The sequence below is a fragment of the Pseudomonas agronomica genome, assembly GCF_025917275.1.
In the GTDB taxonomy this organism is placed as follows: domain Bacteria; phylum Pseudomonadota; class Gammaproteobacteria; order Pseudomonadales; family Pseudomonadaceae; genus Aquipseudomonas; species Aquipseudomonas agronomica.
In genome coordinates this window covers 1-18,067 of sequence record NZ_JAOSHO010000059.1, presented here as the reverse complement: position 1 = coordinate 18,067, position 18,067 = coordinate 1, and the positions used below count along the sequence as shown (strand labels likewise).

The following is an 18,067-nucleotide window of genomic DNA, read 5'->3' as shown; positions in this document are numbered from 1 at the left end:
GGGAGCAAGCTCCCTCGCCACGGTGCTCAGTCTTGAGCTTTCAATTCAGCCAACCGTGCCGCCAACGCCTTGGCCTGGCTCGCCACATCAGTCACCGCCGTGCTTTCCCACCACATCCCCCGCAACGGCGGGCCCATGGCGAACAGGCGGTCGGCGGGTTCGCCTTGGGCATCCAGCACCGCGCCGTCGGCACGCGCGGCGATGCCCAGGGCCAATGGGCCGGGCTGGACCAAACCTCGCGCCAACAACTGCTGCGGCAACGGTCGCGCAACCCGACGCCAGTCATATTCAATGCCGCTGGAGTTAATCAGCGCAGCGCCCTGCACCACTTCCAGTCCAGCCTCGCCCCGTCGACGAATATTAATCGCCACCAATCCTTCGCCAGACGATACAAGCCCTTTGTACGACGCCGCCTGAATCCGCAACCGACCTTCCCCATGCAGGCGCGCCACCAGTTCCGCGCTCAACGGTGGCGAACGATGGTGATGACTTTCCCACCACGGCCGCACATGCCGCACGAACTGCCGGCGCTGCACATCGCTGGCCTGATTCCACAACCGTCCTATATGCGCGCGCACGGTATCCAGCGGCGCCTGCCAGTCGATGCCCTGAGCCTGGGCCTGACGACATTGCTCGCGCAGGGCGCGCATCAACTGGCGTGGCGAACGCAGGCTGTGGTTTTCGGCGAGGAAATCCACCCACGCCGGTGGCTGGCGGCGCACGTGGGGCAGCAGGCCGTGGCGGGAAAACACTTCGATCGGCCCGCGATGCCCAGCCTGTTCCAAAGACACCACGGCATCGACCATGGTCAGCCCCGAGCCGATGATCAGCACCGTGGACTGCGGATCGAGCTGGCGCATCGCGGCCACGTCCCAGGGATCGAGGGCTGCGGCGTTCAGGCCGCTGGATTCGGTCTGCGGGGTGCGCGCCGCCGGGAACATGCCGGTGGCCAGCACCGCAAAACGGCCACGCAAGATCTGGCCGTCGCCGAGCGTCACCATCACGCCACCGTCGGCAAGCCGCAGGTCCACGGCTTCCCCGCGCACATGCTCGGCGGTCGAACCGTTCTGTGCGCCCGTCTCGCGAGCTTCGGCCAGACGTTGCTGTACGTAGAGGCCAAACATTCCCCGGGGCGCAAACAGCTCGCTGATGGGCACGTGTTGCTGATCCGACTCGGGCCAGCCGCCGGCCTTGATGAACGCGGTGAGCCATTGGGTCAAGTCATCGGCGTTGTCCGGGTCGACACTCATGCGGGCCGCGTTTCCATTCAAAGTATGGCCCAGTTCCACGGCACTGTAGGCCTCGCCCCGGCCCAACTCGCTACGCGGTTCGACAATCAGCACTTCGCGCCGGCCCGGCAAGCGCAGCAATTGCGCGGCGAGCATGGCACCACTCAAGCCACCGCCGATGATCAAGACATCGGCGAGACGGGAAATCGAGGTTGGCACGTCAGTCATCGAACGCTTCCGTCATGAAAACAGCGGTTATCGTTCACGCCTCAAGGGCCGTGGTGGGACGTCAAAGCAACGGAACGACGAGACGCTACCTTACTGCCATCGCCTGATGCTCCGGAAGCGTTCTTTGGTAGCACTCGCGATGCTGTGGGCGTTCAGATCACCACATTGCGCACAAACCGCGCGGCCACCAAATCGTTGTTGCGATAGGCATGGGGCTGGTTGCTGGCAAACATGAAAAATTCGCCAGCCTCGATTCGACGCTCCTCGCTGCCCAGCAACAGCGTCAAACAACCTTCGAATACATAAAGCTGCTCGCTCCAGCCGTCCGCGTCGGGCTCCGAGACATAATGCTCGCCGGGCTCCAGGCGCCATTCCCAAAGTTCGACTTCGCGGTTGGCGGTGGCCTTGGCCAACAATACGGCTTTGCTGCCCGGAATCACGCCGGCCCAGGCCAGCTCGTTGATACGGCTCGGGTCGCGAGCATCGGGCGCCTGGATCAGATCGCTGAAGGCCACATCCAAGGCTTCGGCGACACGGTCCAGCGTGGTCAGGCTGACATTTTTTTCGCCGGCTTCGATGGCGACCAGCATCCGTCGGCTGACCCCGGACAATTCAGCCAGCGCGGTCTGGCTGAGCTGCGCGGCATGCCGCAGGCGTCGGACGTTCTGGCTGACGTGTTGCAGGACCGATGCCCGCTGGCTGTTTTCTTTGTGCACTATATTGCTCATCTGCGGGGGTTGCGCATTATACTGCCCAACTTCGGGCGCATTGTGCGTCCGCCTCAAGTAGCGCGCAAGGTCATGGCATCGTTGAACTCCCCACAAGCGTCCTCCCGTCTCCCAAGGCTCAGCAAGGCCGAGTGCGTGCTGGTGCTGATCACCATGATCTGGGGCGGAACGTTCCTGTTGGTGCAGCACGCCATGACCGTCAGCGGACCGATGTTCTTCGTAGGCTTGCGCTTCGCCGCGGCGGCGGCGTTTGTCGCGTTGTTCTCCTGGCGGCATCTTCGCGCGCTGACGCTGTTCGAACTCAAGGCTGGATGTTTCATTGGCGTCGCGATCATGCTCGGCTACGGCCTGCAGACGGTCGGCCTGCAAACCATCCCCAGCAGCCAATCGGCGTTCATCACCGCACTTTACGTGCCGTTCGTGCCGTTGCTGCAATGGCTGGTGCTGGGCCGGCGGCCAGGACTGATGCCAAGCATCGGCATCATGCTGGCGTTTACCGGCCTCATGTTGTTGTCGGGCCCCGCCGGTGCATCACTTAATTTCAGTTCCGGTGAAATAGCCACGCTGATCAGCGCCATCGCGATCGCCGCCGAGATCATCCTGATCAGTACCTACGCCGGCCAGGTCGATGTACGCCGGGTGACGGTGGTGCAACTGGCAAGCACGGCGGTGCTGGCCTTCCTGATGGTGGTGCCTACGCAGGAAGTGATCCCGAGCTTCTCCTGGCTGCTGCTGGTCAGCGCCGTAGGCCTGGGCGCCGCCAGCGCGGCGATCCAGGTGGCGATGAACTGGGCACAGAAAAGCGTCTCGCCGACCCGCGCCACGCTGATCTATGCCGGCGAACCGGTGTGGGCCGGCATCGCCGGGCGGCTGGCGGGTGAGCGGTTGCCGGCGATTGCGTTGCTCGGGGCAGGCTTGATTGTGGCGGCGGTGATTGTCAGCGAGTTGAAGACTCGGAACAAAGGCGTTGTCGAGGTGGATGAGGGGCTTGAGCGGGAGGGCTGAGCCGCTCATGCCCAAGCCCTCCGGTTTCAATATTGAATAATCAGGTTATCGAGATCGTAGACGCCACCGCCCTGTGTGACGTCGACGCGGTGCAGAATGCGCAGCGTACGGTTGTCTTCAGGCAACTCACTGCGGGGCGCCAAACCGCTGAGTAGCAACGCCCTGTTGTCGATGTTGAATTGGGCGTTCAACGCCGGCACGGCCGCAACGGCCTTCCAGAACGCACGCTTGAACAAATCGAAACGCTCGAAGACTTGCCCGCGCAATGGGTCGGCGACCGATGCAGGGACCGAAGCGCCCTGGCTGCTCAAGGCCTGCGTTTGCCAGTCCTCAGCCTCCGCGTGCCCTTCTCCGCTCACGCCCCCCGGACAATCCCGACGGTCATTGAACAGTACATAGACCGGCTCCAGGCCGGAATCCGGCGGGAACACCACGACATAGTCATCGAATCGCACCGCTTCGACGGAGTCGAACAAGGCCAATTCCGGCACCGGTGACGAACGGACAAACCCCGTGGAATCGAGCCTGTCCTGCTTTGATACTGCCGGCGCCTCCAGGCCCCTGGGGTACGTCCACTCGATCATGTCGGGCTGCGGGCCATCCGTTGTAAAACGATAGGCCCTCTCGTCCTCATGCCAGACGGCCGGCCTGACGCGCACCTTCCCGGGCAAAAAACCGGCGCAGGGAGTGATATAAACCTCGAAAAGCTCGCGTATTGCTTTTAACCCATACGAAAGGCTGCCGGGTTTCACGGCAACCGTCGTGGTGCTCATCCGCAGCGGTAACTCCACGCTGCCACGCTGGGCGGCAAGTGCCTGCCAATCGGGATCGATCAGCGAGAGCTCGGTCAACCCAGCGCAGAAGCCAAAACGCACGGCCTTGGCGCGACTGGCGAACCCGAAGCTCAGCACGCTGGCGTATTGCTCTGGATGTTTCTGCGCTCCGTCAATCAATGACCAATTGAATTCGGCGACTGCGGAACGGAGGGTCTTCTGCAAATCCACCCGTTGAACCGGCATCAATGGCTGCGCGTCGCTGATCAACAGATCCGGACGTCCCAGGTTAGCGACGACGGATAGACGAAACACGTTTGGGTATCGGTCGGGAGTCCGCAGGCGCACCAGTTGTTGCCAGGCATGATCAACCACGGTTTCGGCCTTGGTGTGGAGTTCGGCAAGGCGCTGGGTGTTGGAGGACAGACGCGCCAGATAACGAACCTGATTGGCAGTGGCCTGCTGCAGATTGGCTTGCCAGAGGGTCCTGTCATCTTGGGTGTAGCTTAGATTTCGCTGTGCCGCGTCTTTGTCGAACTCGACGCGCATTTTCCTGCCTTCGAATGCACGAACGGCCATCAGCACCTCGTGCTGCGCATGCTCGATCCGGCGCACCCCCTTTTCCAGCGCCTCCAGCGTCGCGTTCGAATGCTGTAGTTTCGGCAGATGCTCGATAGCGCTTTCAAGCAGAGAAAACGCCGAATCGACCGTTTGCTCCTCAGAGGCGATGTCCGCAGCCATTCGCTGAGCGTTCGCAAGTTCGTGCTTGGCTCTCGCAGTGGTGTATCCAATAAAGCTCGATACGTTGACCGGTGCGAACGGTGCTGGAAGCACACCGTCCTTGAAAGGAATGAGTCTCTTCAGGTGATACCAGTACTTGAGGAGGAAGGTGACTGCGCCTGGGGAATGTAAATTGGAGGTATCCTCCGGGTAAAACAACAGGTCCGCACCACTAGGATGATCGACAATGCGATCAAAGTGATTGATAAGCCGGTCATGATCTTCTTTGCTGGCTTCCACGTTCCAGATCTTGTCGACAAGCGCCTGAAACTCGGACTCGGTGTAATCCTGGAGTTTGGGTTTAAGTTCCATCTTTGTTCTTCCTTGTTTAGGCGATCGTCCTTGATGACGCACCTGCTCGCGGCGGATTGAGCAGATGCGCTCCTGGACTGACTTATTCCGGCTTGAAGCCGGGTTTGTTATTGCGGGCTCGCCATTCCTTGACTTCTTTCAGGATGCCTTCAGGGCTGTCTTCCTGGCCTTCCTTGGGATAAAAGATAACGTCTGAACGACTTGGATGTTCGGTGATCTGTTCGAAGTGACGAAGAAGTTCATCTCTATATTTTTCCAGTGCAGCCCCTTTTAGGCCACTTGTTTGATGGAAGAACTCACCAAGAAACGCTAGAAACTCCGCCTCGGTATAGTCCTCTAATTTTTCTTTAAAAATGGCACTCATAAATTCTCCTTGTGAAGTTCGATATGACGCCTCGGCGTAAGAACATAAATATTATTCAGCCCATAAACATCGCCACCCTTGGCGACGGTGATCTCATGGTGGAGCTCGAAAACTTTCCGACCTCCAACTTGATCCTTCCCTATTGCGTACGGCGAGCTTCCGTCCCGCATGCGGTCTAAATTGCCTCTAGTGAATTGTTGCCTCAGCTCTTCATCCGCCGCCACCGCCCTCCAAAACGCCTCCCTGAACCGATGGAAATTCGCAAACTCCCTCCCCCTCAACTGATCCGCAATCCGATCAGGAATCGCCGCCCCAGTCGTTCGCGCCGCCTCCCCCAACCAAATGCCTGAAACTGGCTGCCCAGAGCCAAAGGCCATCCCGGGGTCATCCCGCTGGTCATAAAACAGCGCATCCGGCGAGGGCAACTCCATATCCCCCGGGTACCCGGGAATACTCGCACCGGCCAGCACCGGATCGACAGCCGGAAACGTCTCGTTTTCCGGTAGGACGGGGACTACGGGTTTGCCGGGATATTCCTGCGAAAGCGGTGGCGTGACCGGCAGAGTGGTCGGGCCGAGCTGTTCGATGCCCGGCGGAACCAAAGGCGTTCGGGTACCGTGGCCGATGGGAGGCGCCGGCCAGGGGATGACCGCCGGGACGATGCCCGGCCTGCCAAGCAGGCTGTTGGGCGTGGTAACGCTGATGCGGTCGAGGTTGAATGGGTTTTCGCCCAGCTCCGCCCGCTCCTGGTAACGCAGTTCGAATTCGCGACGCTCACCCACCCATGTGCTTTTGGGCGCATAGGGCGCAAAGCCGCGTTCGATGCGTTTCTGGTTGATCTCGTCTGTGTTTGCCCACTGCGTCGGATGCTCGGCAAGCGTGCGCCATAACGCCTGGTCGAAGGCGCTGAACGACTTGACCTCCTGCGCCCGCATCGAGTGGCCGATGGGCTCGGGGATGGCCGCGCCTTGTGCCTGGCTAGCACCGTTCCACCAATCGTTCGCTGCCGGTTTGCCCGTGCCGGTGACGATCCCCGAGCCCAACGGTGGCGCTTCGAAAGAGAAGTAGGTCGGCGGCATGCCAGGCACGCAGACGATGCAGTCCTGGATGCGCAGGTCCACGCCCACCGGCAGGGTTTGTACCTGGGCCGCCGGCAACGTCACCCCAGGCGGGCTTTCGGGGGCAGCCTGCACAATCGTGTCGGCAGTGAATTGCAAATGCCGTGTCGGGAAGCCGGGCACTTCGGCGTTGTACAGACCGGTCAACGGGTCGAGCACGGCGTTGATGACCGGCACCCGCGCACCGATGCCTTCGCCAACGCTGGCGGCATGGATAGCGGTACCTTGCGCGGTGGTTTCGGGCTTGAGCCGGTAGGCCACTTCAACCGAGCCGCCGGCATCGGCGGCGCGCTGCAACGCCTGGTCGTCTGTAAGGCCCAATGCTTGCGCAGGTATCCCAACCCCTTGAAAGAGACGCCTGCGCTGTTCCGGCGTCAGTTCACCGTCGCCCAGCACCGGCGAGTAAACCATGGCCGTGATGAAGATCGGTCCCGTGCGGGCCAGGATCCGTCCATAGGCCATGAGTTCCGCGACGCCGGCCTCAATGGATTTCTCCAGTATCGCTGCGGCTTGCTGGGCAACGAAAACCGTCTCGCGAGTCAGGACCATCCCACCTGCGGCGAGCGTTGATGTGGGCACGCTCAGGGTGTGGGCCTGCCGGAACCGCTGATGCCGAATGCTTTCGTCAACCTGCTGCTTGAAACGGATGCGCTCGGCCCGTTGTTCGGCGTATTGGCGCTGGCGTTCTCTGACGACCTCCCGTTCACGCCAAACGACAGTTTGCTCGGCATGGTGCCTGGCCAGGGCATCGGATTTTTCCCTCAAGGCCTTGATTTGCTCGGAAAGCAACCGAGCCTCTTGGGCCGCAATGTAAGCTTGTTCCCAGAGTCGGTGACCTTCATCCAGCGCGGCACCGAATTGATCCAGTCGCGCGCGGTAGTCATCGACCGAACGGGACAGCGGATCCTGTCCGTCAAAGACACCGGCAGCGAGATTCTTCGCGTTGAGTTCTTGAGACTTGCGGGTGATCAGCCCGTCGATCTCGTTTTTCTCTTTGGTGATGGTGTAAAGCTGCCAGCGTTCGGTCGAGTTCGAAACGGGGAGCCGTTTTGCGGCAGCGATATCCTTTTGAAGAGATGCTGCGAGTTGTTGCCTTTTGCCCGCGAAGTTCCGATCCACCTCGGCCCGGGTATTGGTGTATCGCTGGACCATTGTCGCCAGCGCTTGTTGCCGAGCCTGGAGACGCACTTGCTCCTGGGCCGCGGCGGTGGCCTTGGCCTTCTCCGCGTCTGCCTTTGCCTGAGCTTCTTGCTGGGCCTTGAGCTGTTCGTACCTGGCTCTGGCCCTGGCTTTACGGCGGCGCCTGCTGCGCCTGCTGCCCGAGCCACCAAACCCGCCTGAAAAGCCGCCGCTTCCAATCTGGAAACCGCCACCTGAAGCCGTTGGCCCAGGGCTGATGACTACTGTTCCATCTGATCCATCGTTAAGTGTTTGCTGTGCCATACAGATCTCCTTTTCTGTATGGCGCAGCATGGCGATGGAGCGATGCCCGGGTGCGGTACATAGGTACCGCACCCGGATTCTGTTTTTGAGCTAAGAGCGCTTCGATATCCGTGACCAATCCCCGCAGCCCGCCACTGACCGAAACAAACCTAAACAGGAAAAAATCCGTCTACCTTGTAGGATTCTGCGACACCCTCGCGGTTGGTGATCGGGAATACGCCACGTATGATCCCGGACAACCTTTGCCGAATAGAAACCTATGTCACTGATAGTTCTATTGCTTTTGCCCTTCATCGGCAGCTGTGTCGCGGCGCTGTTGCCGCATAACGCGCGTAACGCCGAATCCCTGCTGGCCGGCCTCGTGGCCCTGGTCGGCACGGTTCAGGTGGCCTTGTGGTACCCGCAGATCGCCGACGGTGGCGTGATTCGCGAGCACTATGACTGGCTGCCGAGCCTGGGCCTGGATTTCGTGCTGCGCCTGGACGGTTTCGCCTGGCTGTTTTCGCTGTTGGTGCTGGGCATCGGCACGCTGGTGTCGTTGTACGCCCGCTATTACATGTCGCCGGACGATCCGGTGCCGCGTTTCTTCGCGTTTTTCCTGGCGTTCATGGGCGCCATGCTCGGGCTGGTGATTTCCGGCAACTTGATCCAGATAGTGTTTTTCTGGGAGCTGACCAGCCTGTTTTCATTTCTGCTGATCGGCTATTGGCATCACCGCGCCGACGCTCGACGCGGCGCCTATATGGCGTTGATGGTGACCGGCGCCGGCGGGCTGTGCCTGTTGGCCGGGGTGATGCTGCTCGGCCATGTGGTGGGCAGCTATGACCTGGACAAGGTCCTGGCCGCCGGCAACCTGATCCGTGACCACGCCCTCTACCCCATCCTGCTGCCGCTGATCCTGATCGGTGCGCTGAGCAAAAGCGCTCAATTCCCTTTTCATTTCTGGCTGCCCCACGCCATGGCCGCGCCCACGCCCGTGTCGGCGTATTTACACTCGGCGACCATGGTCAAGGCCGGTGTCTTTCTGCTTGCGCGGTTATGGCCGTCGCTGTCGGGCAGTGAAGAATGGTTCTACATCGTCGGCGGCGCCGGCGCGTGCACGCTAGTGCTGGGCGCTTATTGCGCGATGTTCCAGAACGACCTCAAGGGCCTCCTCGCCTATTCGACCATCAGCCACCTCGGGCTGATCACCTTGCTGCTCGGTCTGAACAGTCCGCTGGCGGCGGTGGCGGCGGTGTTTCATATCCTCAATCACGCCACCTTCAAGGCTTCGCTGTTCATGGCCGCCGGCATCATCGACCATGAGAGTGGCACCCGGGACATCCGCAAGCTCAGCGGCCTGGTGCGGCTGATCCCGTTCACCGCCACCCTGGCGATGGTCGCCAGCGCGGCCATGGCCGGGGTGCCGCTGCTCAATGGGTTCCTGTCCAAGGAAATGTTCTTCGCCGAGACCGTGTTCATTTCCGCCACGGCCTGGGTCGAGCTGGCGCTGCCGATCATCGCCACCATCGCCGGCACGTTCAGCGTCGCGTATTCCCTGCGTTTCACCGTCGACGTGTTCTTCGGCCCCACCGCCACCGACCTGCCCCTGACACCCCACGAACCGCCACGCTGGATGCGCGCGCCAGTGGAACTGCTGGTATTCACTTGCCTGCTGGTGGGCATCTTTCCTGCCCAGGTGGTGGGCTCGTTGCTGGCCGCCGCCGCGCTGCCGGTGGTGGGCGGCCCGCTGCCCGAGTACAGCCTCGCGATCTGGCATGGCCTGAACGCCCCCATGATCATGAGCCTGGTGGCAATGTCCGGCGGCATCGTCCTGTACCTGTTGCTGCGCAAACAATTCAAGCAAGGCCGCATCAAGCATCCTCCGTTGATCGGTCGCCTCAGCGGCAAGCGCTTGTTCGAGCGCTGCCTGGTGCTGATGATGCGCCAGGGTCGGCGCCTGGAACGCAAGATCAGCACGCGGCGCCTGCAAGCCCAGTTGTTCTGGCTGGTATTGGCGGCGGTTTTGGCCGGACTGATTCCGATGATGAACAGCACGCTGGTCTGGGGCGATCGACCAAAGATCCCCGGTTCCGTGGTGTTCGTCGTCCTGTGGGTGCTGGCCATCGGCTGCGCCCTGGGTGCCGCTTGGCAGGCCAAGTATCACCGTCTCGCGGCGCTGACGATGGTCAGTGTCTGCGGCCTGATGACCTGCGTGACCTTCGTCTGGTTCTCGGCCCCGGACCTGGCCTTGACTCAATTGGTGGTGGAAGTGGTCACCACGGTACTGATTCTCCTGGGCCTGCGCTGGCTGCCACGGCGAATCGAAGACGTGTCCCCCCTGCCCAACAGCGAACGCCGGGCGCGGGTCCGGCGCCTGCGGGACTTGTTGCTGTCCGTCGCGGTGGGTGGCGGCATGGCGCTTTTGTCCTATGCGATGCTGACGCGCCAGACGCCCAACGACATTTCATCGTTCTACCTGAGCCGGGCCCTGCCCGAAGGCGGCGGCAGCAACGTGGTGAATGTCATGCTGGTGGACTTCCGTGGCTTCGACACGCTCGGGGAAATCACCGTGCTGGTGGCGGTGGCCCTGGCGGTGTTCGCCCTGCTGCGGCGTTTCCGACCGCCCAAGGAAAGCATCCAGCTGCCGGCGCAACAACGCCTGCTGGCGCCGGACGTGGTCACCGACCTGGTCAACCCACGCCACGCCAGCGACACGGCCCTGGGCTTCATGATGGTGCCGTCGGTGCTGGTGCGCCTGCTGCTGCCGATTGCCCTGGTGGTGTCGTTCTATCTGTTTATGCGCGGCCACAACCAACCGGGTGGCGGCTTCGTCGCCGGCCTGGTGATGTCAGTGGCGTTCATCCTCCAATACATGGTCGCCGGCACCCAATGGGTCGAGGCACAAATGAGCCTGCGACCGCTGCGCTGGATGGGCACGGGTCTGCTGTGCGCCACCGCGACAGGGCTTGGGGCAATGGCGGTGGGCTATCCGTTCCTGACCACCCACACCTGGCATTTCGAACTGCCGTTGCTGGGGGATATCCACTTGGCGAGCGCGCTGTTCTTCGACATCGGCGTCTACGCCGTGGTGGTCGGCTCGACCCTGTTGATTCTCACCGCCCTGGCCCACCAGTCGGTGCGAGCCCATAAACCGGGCCTGCACGCCAGACCCGTCGCCCCCCTCAAAGGAGCCAACGCCTGATGGAAGAAGTCATCGCGATTGCAATCGGCGTGCTGGCCGCCTCCGGTGTGTGGCTGGTGCTGCGCCCACGGACGTTCCAGGTGGTGATGGGCCTGTGCCTGTTGTCCTACGGCGTCAACCTGTTCATTTTCAGCATGGGCAGCCTGTTCATCGGCAAGGAGCCGATCATCAAGGACGGTGTACCGCAGAACCTGCTGCACTACACCGATCCGCTGCCCCAGGCGCTGGTGCTGACCGCCATCGTCATCAGCTTCGCCATGACCGCGCTGTTCCTGGTGGTCCTGCTCGCATCCCGGGGCCTGACCGGCACCGACCACGTGGACGGCCGGGAGCCCAGGGAATGACGTTGACGCCTCACTTGATCGCCGCGCCCATCCTGCTGCCGTTGCTGACCGCCGCGTTGATGCTGATGCTTGGCGAGAAACATCGACCGCTCAAGGCGCGGATCAATCTGTTTTCCACCCTGCTGGGCCTGGGCATCGCCGTGCTGTTGCTGGCCTGGACCCAGGACCAGCCCTTGCCCGCCTCCATCGGCGTATACCTGCCGGGTAACTGGCAGGCGCCGTTCGGCATCGTGCTGGTGGTCGATCGCCTGTCAGCCCTGATGCTGGTGCTGACCGGCATCATCGGCGCCTGCACCCTGCTGTTCGCCATGGCCCGCTGGGACCGGGCCGGGGCTAGTTTTCATGCCTTGTTCCAGATCCAATTGATGGGCCTGTACGGGGCGTTCCTGACAGCGGACCTGTTCAACCTGTTCGTATTTTTCGAGGTGCTGCTGGCGGCGTCCTATGGCTTGATGCTCCACGGCTCGGGTCGGGCGCGGGTGTCGTCGGGGCTGCATTACATCTCGATCAATTTGCTGGCTTCGTCGCTGTTCCTGATTGGCGCGGCCCTGATCTACGGCGTCACCGGCACGTTGAACATGGCTGACCTGGCGCTGAAAATCCCGCTGGTGCCGGAAGCCGACCGGGGCCTGCTGCACGCCGGGGCGGCGATCCTGGCGGTGGCGTTCCTGGCCAAGGCCGGCATGTGGCCGCTGAATTTCTGGCTGGTGCCGGCCTACAGCGCGGCCAGCGCCCCGGTGGCGGCGTTGTTTGCGATCATGACCAAGGTCGGTGTCTACACGATCCTGCGTCTGTGGACGTTGCTGTTCTCCGGGCAGGCCGGCGCCTCGGCGTATTTTGGCGCCGACTGGCTGGTCTACGGCGGCATGGCGACGATCACCTGCGCGGCGATTGCGATCCTCGCGGCCCAGCGCCTGGAGCGCATGGCCAGCCTGAGCATCCTGGTCTCGGCCGGCATCCTCCTGTCAGCCATCGGCTTCGCCCAGCCCAACCTGGTGGGCGCGGCGCTGTTCTATCTGGTGAGCTCGACCCTGGCGCTGTGCGCGCTGTTCTTGCTGGCCGAGTTGATCGAGCGATCGCGCTCGGCCAACGAACTGCCTCTGGAAGATGACCTCGATAGCCTGCCGCGGCCACTGGAGTCGCTGCAGCCACCCAAGGGCAGCAACCTCGATGACGAGCAGCAAGCCGTGGTCGGCCAGGTGATTCCCTGGACCATGGCGTTCCTGGGCCTGAGCTTCATCGCCTGCGCGCTGCTGGTGGTCGGCATGCCGCCACTGTCGGGTTTCATCGGCAAACTGAGCCTGCTCAATGCGCTGCTCAATCCCGGGGGGCTTGGGGCAAGCGGCGATGTGCCGGTGTCCAATCAGGCGTGGGGCCTGCTGGCGTTGCTGATTCTCTCCGGGCTTGCGTCGCTGATCGCCTTCTCGCGCTTGGGCATCCAGCGCTTCTGGACGCCACAAGAGCGGCCTTCGCCACTGCTGCGACCTTTCGAATGCGTGCCGATCATCGCGCTGCTGGGCCTGGGCATCGTGTTGAGTTTCAAGGCCGAGCCGTTGCTGCGCTACACCCAATCCGCCGCTGAGGCGTTGAACACACCGGAACATTACGTGATGGCGGTGTTGGCTACCCGCGCCGTCCCCAGCCCGCAGGCCAGCACGGAATTGCAGGCGGTGCAGCCATGAAGCGCCTGTTTCCCGCACCCTGGCTGTCCCTGGCCTTGTGGTTCCTCTGGCTGTTGTTGAACCTGTCCCTTAGCGCCGGCCATCTGTTGCTGGGCGCGGCGCTGGGTTTCCTCGCACCATTGATGATGCGACCGCTGCGACCGCGCCCCATCCGTATCCGTCGACCGTGGGTCATGCTGCGGCTGTTCCTGCTGGTGGGCCGCGACGTGCTGGCTTCCAACCTGGCGGTTGCCTGGGGCGTACTCAACGCGGGACGCCGCCCGCCTCGCTCACGGTTCATCAAGGTGCCGCTGGACCTGCACGATGCCAACGGCCTGGCGGCGCTCGCGATGATCGCCACGGTGATTCCCGGAACGGTCTGGTCGGAGTTGGCGCTCGATCGCAGCCTCTTGTTGATGCATGTGTTCGATCTGGAGGACGAAGCGGCGTTCATCGCACACTTCAAGGCCACCTACGAGCGCCCGTTGGTGGAGATTTTCGAATGAGCCCGTTGCTGTCCAACGCGATCCTGCTGAGCCTGTTCCTGTTCTCGCTGACCATGGTCCTGACCCTGGTGCGCCTGTTCAAGGGCCCTTCGGCACAGGATCGGGTCCTGGCCCTGGATTACCTGTACATCGTCGCGATGCTGATGATGCTGGTGCTGGGGATTCGTTATGCCAGCGATACCTATTTCGAGGCGGCGTTGCTGATTGCCCTGTTCGGCTTCGTCGGCTCCTTCGCGCTGGCCAAATTCCTGTTGCGTGGCGAGGTGATCGAATGACCGGCGAACTGTCGATGTGGGTGCAAATCCCGGTGGCGATCCTGCTGGTGTCCGGCAGCCTGTTCGCCCTGGTCGGCGCCATCGGCCTGGTGCGCTTGAAGGACTATTTCCAGCGCATGCACCCCCCTGCCCTGGCTTCGACATTGGGTGCCTGGTGCGTGGCACTGGCCTCGATCATTTACTTTTCGGCGCTCAAGTCCGGGCCGGTGCTGCATGCCTGGCTGATCCCGATCCTGCTGTCGATTACCGTACCGGTGACCACCCTGCTGCTGGCCCGGGCGGCATTGTTTCGCAAGCGCATGGCGGGGGATGATGTGCCGGCGGAGATAAGCAGCCGCAGGACTGGTCCCGAGGATTAGAAGAAGCCTCAGCCAGGCATCATTGTGGCGTGGGAGCTTGCTCCCGCTGGTCCTGTAGGAGCTGCCGAGCGAAGCGAGGCTGCGATCTTTCCAAAGACACTTGAATCTCAAGCGAAAGATCAAAAGATCGCAGGCTTCGCCAGCTCCTACACGCTCAGGCCCACGCCACCGCCAGCAACCCTGCCCCCAACACGACGCACAACGGCGAGTACACCCAAGTATCGAGCCGGGCAAACGTCGAATCCTTGACCTCCTTGAAGAAGCCCACCAGGTTCGACTCACCGATGGCGCGGGCAAACATCAGCAAGGCAACCGCGCTGATCAGCCATTGCAACGCCCGGTGCGTGACGGGCGGCGCGATCAGGCCGACCCGCAGGCACACCAGCACCGCAATCATCAACAGCGCAAGGGCCACCAACAGCGTCAGCCAACCCGATGGGTTGAAAGCCGGTTGCAGCGTGCCGCCCTGCTTCACCGCAACCTGCGGCACGACCGCCGAAGCAGCCCAGCGGCCCCCCAGGGCCCAATACAAATGAATCAAGCTGATGGTCGCAAACACTGCGACCAGCGACCGAGCCAATAAAAGCGTCATTCGCCAGCCTCCTGGAAAAGGTTGAACATTCATCCTAGCTCGAATTTGGCATTTTGCCGGACGGGCCAAGATTGCCAGTTTCCGGCGAATGACGACTTGCCCAGGATCAACTGTTCAACGGACTGGCGCCGGAACACGCTACAGCCCGGCGGAAACCTTGTCGGCAACCTCCTTGGGCACCCAGGCCTGCCAGACCTCGGGGTGGGCCTTGAGGAACGCCTCGGCGGCCTCGCGGGACGGCGTGCGTTTCTCGCTCATGTCGGCCAGGGCCTTGTTCAGCGGCTCGATGGGCAGGTCGACCTTGCTGAAAAACTCGGCGATGTCCGGGTGCTGCTGCTGGAATGGCGCGGACACGCCAATCGACAATTTCGACGCCAGGGACCGGGTCGGCTTCGGATTGGGGTTATCGGCATCGGTCAGGGTTTTCCAGGCCTCGGCATCAAACGGCGGTTCTTGCAGTTGCACCAGTTTGAATCGCCCGAGCAACGGCGTGGGGGACCAGTAGTAAAACAGGATGGGCTTGCCACGGCGGATCGAAGAGGTGATTTCCGCGTCGAGCGCAGCGCCGGAGCCGCTGCGGAAATTCACATAGCTGTCGGAAAGGCCGTAGGCCTTGAGCTTCTGTTTATTGACCACCTCGGACGTCCAGCCGATGGGGCTGTTGAGAAAGCGACCCTTGCCGGGGCTTTCCGGGTCCTTGAACACGTTTTTGTAGCGCGCCAGGTCCTCGACGCTGCGCAAGTCCGGCGCCAGGGGCTTGATACCCTTGGCCGGGTCGCCCTTGATAACGTATTCCGGCACCCACCAGCCTTCGGTCGCGCCCTTGACGGTGTCGCCCAGGGCAACCACCTTGCCCTCGGCCTCGGCCTTGACCCACACCGGACTGCGACCGGCCCATTCCTCGCCGATCACCTGGATGTCGTTGTTGGCCAGGGCGGTTTCCAACGTAATGGTCGTCCCCGGTAGCGTGTCGGTCGATAGACCGTAGCCTTTTTCAACGACGATCCGCAGGATATCGGTGATCAGGCTGCCGCTTTCCCAGTTCAGGTCGGCGAAATGGATCGGCGCCGCTGCAGCGGACGCGGGAAGGGGCGCAACCAACACAGCGAGGGTGGCCCAGGCAGCCAACCACTGTCGAACTCGTTTCATGCTTGATACCTCATGCCGAACACAGCAATAAACCGAACGGACTGGCGAACCGGACGCAAGCCTCTGAATAGTTCAGTCAATTGACTGTAGCCAAGGTTCCAGCAAGAGCCTTTTAAAACTGTTACGCAAAGGGAAAGAGCGAAGGCAAATCAACCCGACGCGTCATTTCTTTCAATCAACGGCTACCCATTACTCACTGGCCTTGAATGTCACAAGTTCACCTTTGCGCCATTTGGCCGCCTTGGCGGTGACCGCTTTCAAGGTCTTGGTCAAACCTTCCTGCAGTTGTTCATTGGCGGCAAAGACGGTCACCACGCTGTGGCCTTCCTTGAAGAGGATGGCGTGGCCATCGGCCGTCGTGACGAAGGCATAATCGCCAAGGCCATAGACGGTCAATTTGATTTCACGAAACCTGATTTCAAACTTGCCGCCCTCGCGACTTGGCAACACTGCCGCGCGGAAATGATCACCGACCTTGAGCTCGAGCCGGGGCTTGTCGTCAACCACCAAGGCCGACTCGGTATCGATTTCGGCAACGTAGATGCCTTCGGCGGTCTGTTCGGTGATATAGACAAAACGTGACTGGAACAGCTTGACCAGCTTCGCCCGCAGATCACCCAGTACAAATAATGCATGCATGTCGAGATTACTTACTGCCAAGGAAACATCCCCATCTTTATACGGCCACCCTCGAAGGATGGACCACGAGAACCCGCACGGTCGCAATGACCGGAAGTTTGAATTCGAAGTGAACGGCGCGCCCAGGCCCGGGGCGAGAGAAGACTAAAGGATTGCCGCTCTCGCTGTCTTTTCCGGCGGTCATCAGAGGCTGAAGGAAAACACCACTCTGACCATCGGAAAAGGTGGGACTACTAACTTTAGGGAAATTTCTCACTTAGAAAAGCATTTTTCTGACATCGAGGGCAAAAAAAATTGCTTTAGATAGCACAGCAGTCTCCACGGCGCCGTCGATTCTAGAGCAGCCGCAGGCGCGCAGACTACTCGAAATGGCTGGCAATTCGTCGGTAAACCATAGAAAAGGAATTCACATGGCAACTTTCACTCCCCTGATCCTTCCCGTCACCTCACGTGTTGCCCAAACGCATGAGCCGCTCAATGGCTACGATCATCTGCCGATTTCACTGGGGCAACCGCGCTACAGGGTCGTCCCGGCCGGCAAGTGTTTCTTTCACATCGAAGAAACCTCAACCGGACGCGTAAGAGGTTTCCGCACCGATCACAATGAAGCATGCCACCTCGCCAGACGCCTCGAACAAAGCGCTTGAGTTCATTTACGCCGGGGCCATGACTTAACTCAGCCGTCGGACGGAAACTGCTGCCATACTGCGCCCCCAAAGAAGACCGCCGTCAACGGGCGGTTTTCACATAATAAGCAGACTTTGAAGGGAGGACGGACGTGACGGAACTCGATATCGGTGATTTTTTCATTCGGGGCGAAGCCAGAGAGGTCGACGGCGAATTCCAGGCGGTGATTGTCATGCGCGCCAAACCACCACTGACCGCTGTCACTTGTCATCAAGTGGAAAAGGATCGCTGGTTCAAGACCCCGGAAACTGCCGCCCTGGCAGCCAGGGACGCGGCGAAGGCACTTAAGCGCGCCATCGACGAAGGTGCACTGAAAGCTTGAAACCGATCGAACTCCTGACGACCGCTTGCCTCAGATAGAGGGAAGCAAACGAGGCGCCATGACGGCGGCAGTCCAGAGGAGTCCTACAAAATGGAACAACCATCCCACGAGCTCAAAACCCTATTCGACCAACTCGGCCTGCCTTCGGACGGCAAAGCCATCGACGATTTCATCATGGCGCACCCGCTGGACCCGAATACCAAATTGGTCGATGCGCCTTTCTGGTCAGATCAGCAACAAGACCTGCTTCGGGAGTGGCTGCTTGCTGACGGTGAAGAGGCGGTATTGGTGGACCAGTTGAACGTGCGTCTGCACGACGGGAAATAAACCCGAAGACCGGCAAGATTGCTCTCGTGGCGAGGGAGCTTG

18 protein-coding genes are annotated in these 18,067 nt (G+C 61.4%); 10 read left to right on the top strand and 8 right to left on the bottom strand.

Going from position 1 to position 18,067, the window contains the following annotated elements; translation table 11 throughout:
- Nucleotides 1-26 precede the first annotated feature (26 nt).
- A complete protein-coding gene (locus tag OC610_RS07395; protein ID WP_264427227.1) occupies nucleotides 27-1,457 on the bottom strand; it encodes an FAD/NAD(P)-binding protein in 1,431 nt (476 codons plus the stop codon).
- 152 nt (nucleotides 1,458-1,609) lie between these two features.
- Nucleotides 1,610-2,173, bottom strand: coding sequence for a helix-turn-helix domain-containing protein (locus tag OC610_RS07390; RefSeq protein WP_181290436.1), 564 nt, complete (start codon nucleotides 2,171-2,173; stop codon nucleotides 1,610-1,612).
- Between OC610_RS07390 and OC610_RS07385 the strand changes: the two genes are divergently transcribed.
- A complete protein-coding gene (locus tag OC610_RS07385; protein ID WP_264427226.1) occupies nucleotides 2,168-3,190 on the top strand; it encodes a DMT family transporter in 1,023 nt (340 codons plus the stop codon). The two genes, OC610_RS07390 and OC610_RS07385, sit on opposite strands and share 6 nt — an antisense overlap.
- 26 nt (nucleotides 3,191-3,216) lie before the next feature.
- Here the strand turns inward: OC610_RS07385 and OC610_RS07380 are convergent, their stop codons facing one another.
- From OC610_RS07380 to OC610_RS07370, 3 genes are all read right to left on the bottom strand, one after another.
- Nucleotides 3,217-5,055, bottom strand: a complete 1,839-nt coding sequence (locus tag OC610_RS07380) for a bacteriocin immunity protein (protein ID WP_264427225.1) — start codon at nucleotides 5,053-5,055, stop codon at nucleotides 3,217-3,219.
- An 82-nt stretch (nucleotides 5,056-5,137) separates the two neighbouring features.
- The gene (locus OC610_RS07375) at nucleotides 5,138-5,419 is read right to left on the bottom strand and encodes a bacteriocin immunity protein (protein ID WP_264427224.1); all 282 of its coding nucleotides are present in this window, start codon (nucleotides 5,417-5,419) and stop codon (nucleotides 5,138-5,140) included.
- A complete protein-coding gene (locus tag OC610_RS07370) occupies nucleotides 5,416-7,980 on the bottom strand; it encodes an S-type pyocin domain-containing protein (RefSeq protein WP_264427223.1) in 2,565 nt (854 codons plus the stop codon). Before OC610_RS07370 ends, OC610_RS07375 begins: the two co-directional genes overlap by 4 nt.
- 259 nt (nucleotides 7,981-8,239) lie before the next feature.
- Between OC610_RS07370 and OC610_RS07365 the strand changes: the two genes are divergently transcribed.
- Genes OC610_RS07365 through OC610_RS07340 form a run of 6 tightly spaced genes read left to right on the top strand, consistent with a single transcriptional unit; the run spans nucleotide 8,240 to nucleotide 14,309 of the window.
- Nucleotides 8,240-11,164 carry a monovalent cation/H+ antiporter subunit A gene (locus tag OC610_RS07365; RefSeq protein WP_264427222.1) on the top strand — a complete coding sequence of 975 codons (2,925 nt, stop codon included), beginning with the start codon at nucleotides 8,240-8,242 and terminating at the stop codon, nucleotides 11,162-11,164.
- Complete coding sequence (locus OC610_RS07360) at nucleotides 11,164-11,508, top strand: Na+/H+ antiporter subunit C (RefSeq protein WP_030141296.1); 345 nt, start codon at nucleotides 11,164-11,166, stop codon at nucleotides 11,506-11,508. Before OC610_RS07365 ends, OC610_RS07360 begins: the two co-directional genes overlap by 1 nt.
- Nucleotides 11,505-13,190 (top strand): monovalent cation/H+ antiporter subunit D, encoded by a 1,686-nt coding sequence (locus OC610_RS07355; protein WP_264427221.1) that lies wholly within the window; start codon nucleotides 11,505-11,507, stop codon nucleotides 13,188-13,190. Before OC610_RS07360 ends, OC610_RS07355 begins: the two co-directional genes overlap by 4 nt.
- Nucleotides 13,187-13,675: a Na+/H+ antiporter subunit E gene (locus OC610_RS07350; protein WP_264427220.1), complete on the top strand. Its 489-nt coding sequence runs from the start codon at nucleotides 13,187-13,189 to the stop codon at nucleotides 13,673-13,675. Before OC610_RS07355 ends, OC610_RS07350 begins: the two co-directional genes overlap by 4 nt.
- Entirely contained in the window at nucleotides 13,672-13,950 is a 279-nt protein-coding gene (locus OC610_RS07345; RefSeq protein ID WP_186615355.1) for a K+/H+ antiporter subunit F, read from the top strand. The genes OC610_RS07350 and OC610_RS07345 overlap by 4 nt, the downstream gene beginning before the upstream one ends.
- Nucleotides 13,947-14,309, top strand: a complete 363-nt coding sequence (locus OC610_RS07340) for a Na+/H+ antiporter subunit G (RefSeq protein WP_264427219.1) — start codon at nucleotides 13,947-13,949, stop codon at nucleotides 14,307-14,309. The genes OC610_RS07345 and OC610_RS07340 overlap by 4 nt, the downstream gene beginning before the upstream one ends.
- Nucleotides 14,310-14,463: 154 nt before the next feature.
- On the opposite strand, the gene OC610_RS07335 is transcribed toward OC610_RS07340, so the two are convergent.
- The 3 genes from OC610_RS07335 to OC610_RS07325 all read right to left on the bottom strand — a co-directional run bounded on the left by OC610_RS07335 (nucleotide 14,464) and on the right by OC610_RS07325 (nucleotide 16,689).
- Complete coding sequence (locus tag OC610_RS07335) at nucleotides 14,464-14,901, bottom strand: DUF3995 domain-containing protein (protein WP_264427218.1); 438 nt, start codon at nucleotides 14,899-14,901, stop codon at nucleotides 14,464-14,466.
- Between the two features lie 138 nt (nucleotides 14,902-15,039).
- The gene (locus tag OC610_RS07330; RefSeq protein ID WP_264427217.1) at nucleotides 15,040-16,050 is read right to left on the bottom strand and encodes an ABC transporter substrate-binding protein; all 1,011 of its coding nucleotides are present in this window, start codon (nucleotides 16,048-16,050) and stop codon (nucleotides 15,040-15,042) included.
- Nucleotides 16,051-16,239: 189 nt separating this feature from the next.
- The gene (locus OC610_RS07325) at nucleotides 16,240-16,689 is read right to left on the bottom strand and encodes a hypothetical protein (protein WP_217861986.1); all 450 of its coding nucleotides are present in this window, start codon (nucleotides 16,687-16,689) and stop codon (nucleotides 16,240-16,242) included.
- Between the two features lie 410 nt (nucleotides 16,690-17,099).
- On the opposite strand from OC610_RS07325, the gene OC610_RS07320 reads away from it, so the two are divergent.
- The 3 genes from OC610_RS07320 (at nucleotide 17,100) to OC610_RS07310 (ending at nucleotide 18,025) form a co-directional block, all read left to right on the top strand.
- Nucleotides 17,100-17,336: a hypothetical protein gene (locus OC610_RS07320; RefSeq protein ID WP_264427216.1), complete on the top strand. Its 237-nt coding sequence runs from the start codon at nucleotides 17,100-17,102 to the stop codon at nucleotides 17,334-17,336.
- A 131-nt stretch (nucleotides 17,337-17,467) separates the two neighbouring features.
- Nucleotides 17,468-17,698, top strand: a complete 231-nt coding sequence (locus OC610_RS07315; protein ID WP_264427215.1) for a hypothetical protein — start codon at nucleotides 17,468-17,470, stop codon at nucleotides 17,696-17,698.
- 90 nt (nucleotides 17,699-17,788) lie between these two features.
- Nucleotides 17,789-18,025, top strand: coding sequence for a DUF2789 domain-containing protein (locus OC610_RS07310; RefSeq protein WP_264427214.1), 237 nt, complete (start codon nucleotides 17,789-17,791; stop codon nucleotides 18,023-18,025).
- Nucleotides 18,026-18,067 lie beyond the last annotated feature (42 nt).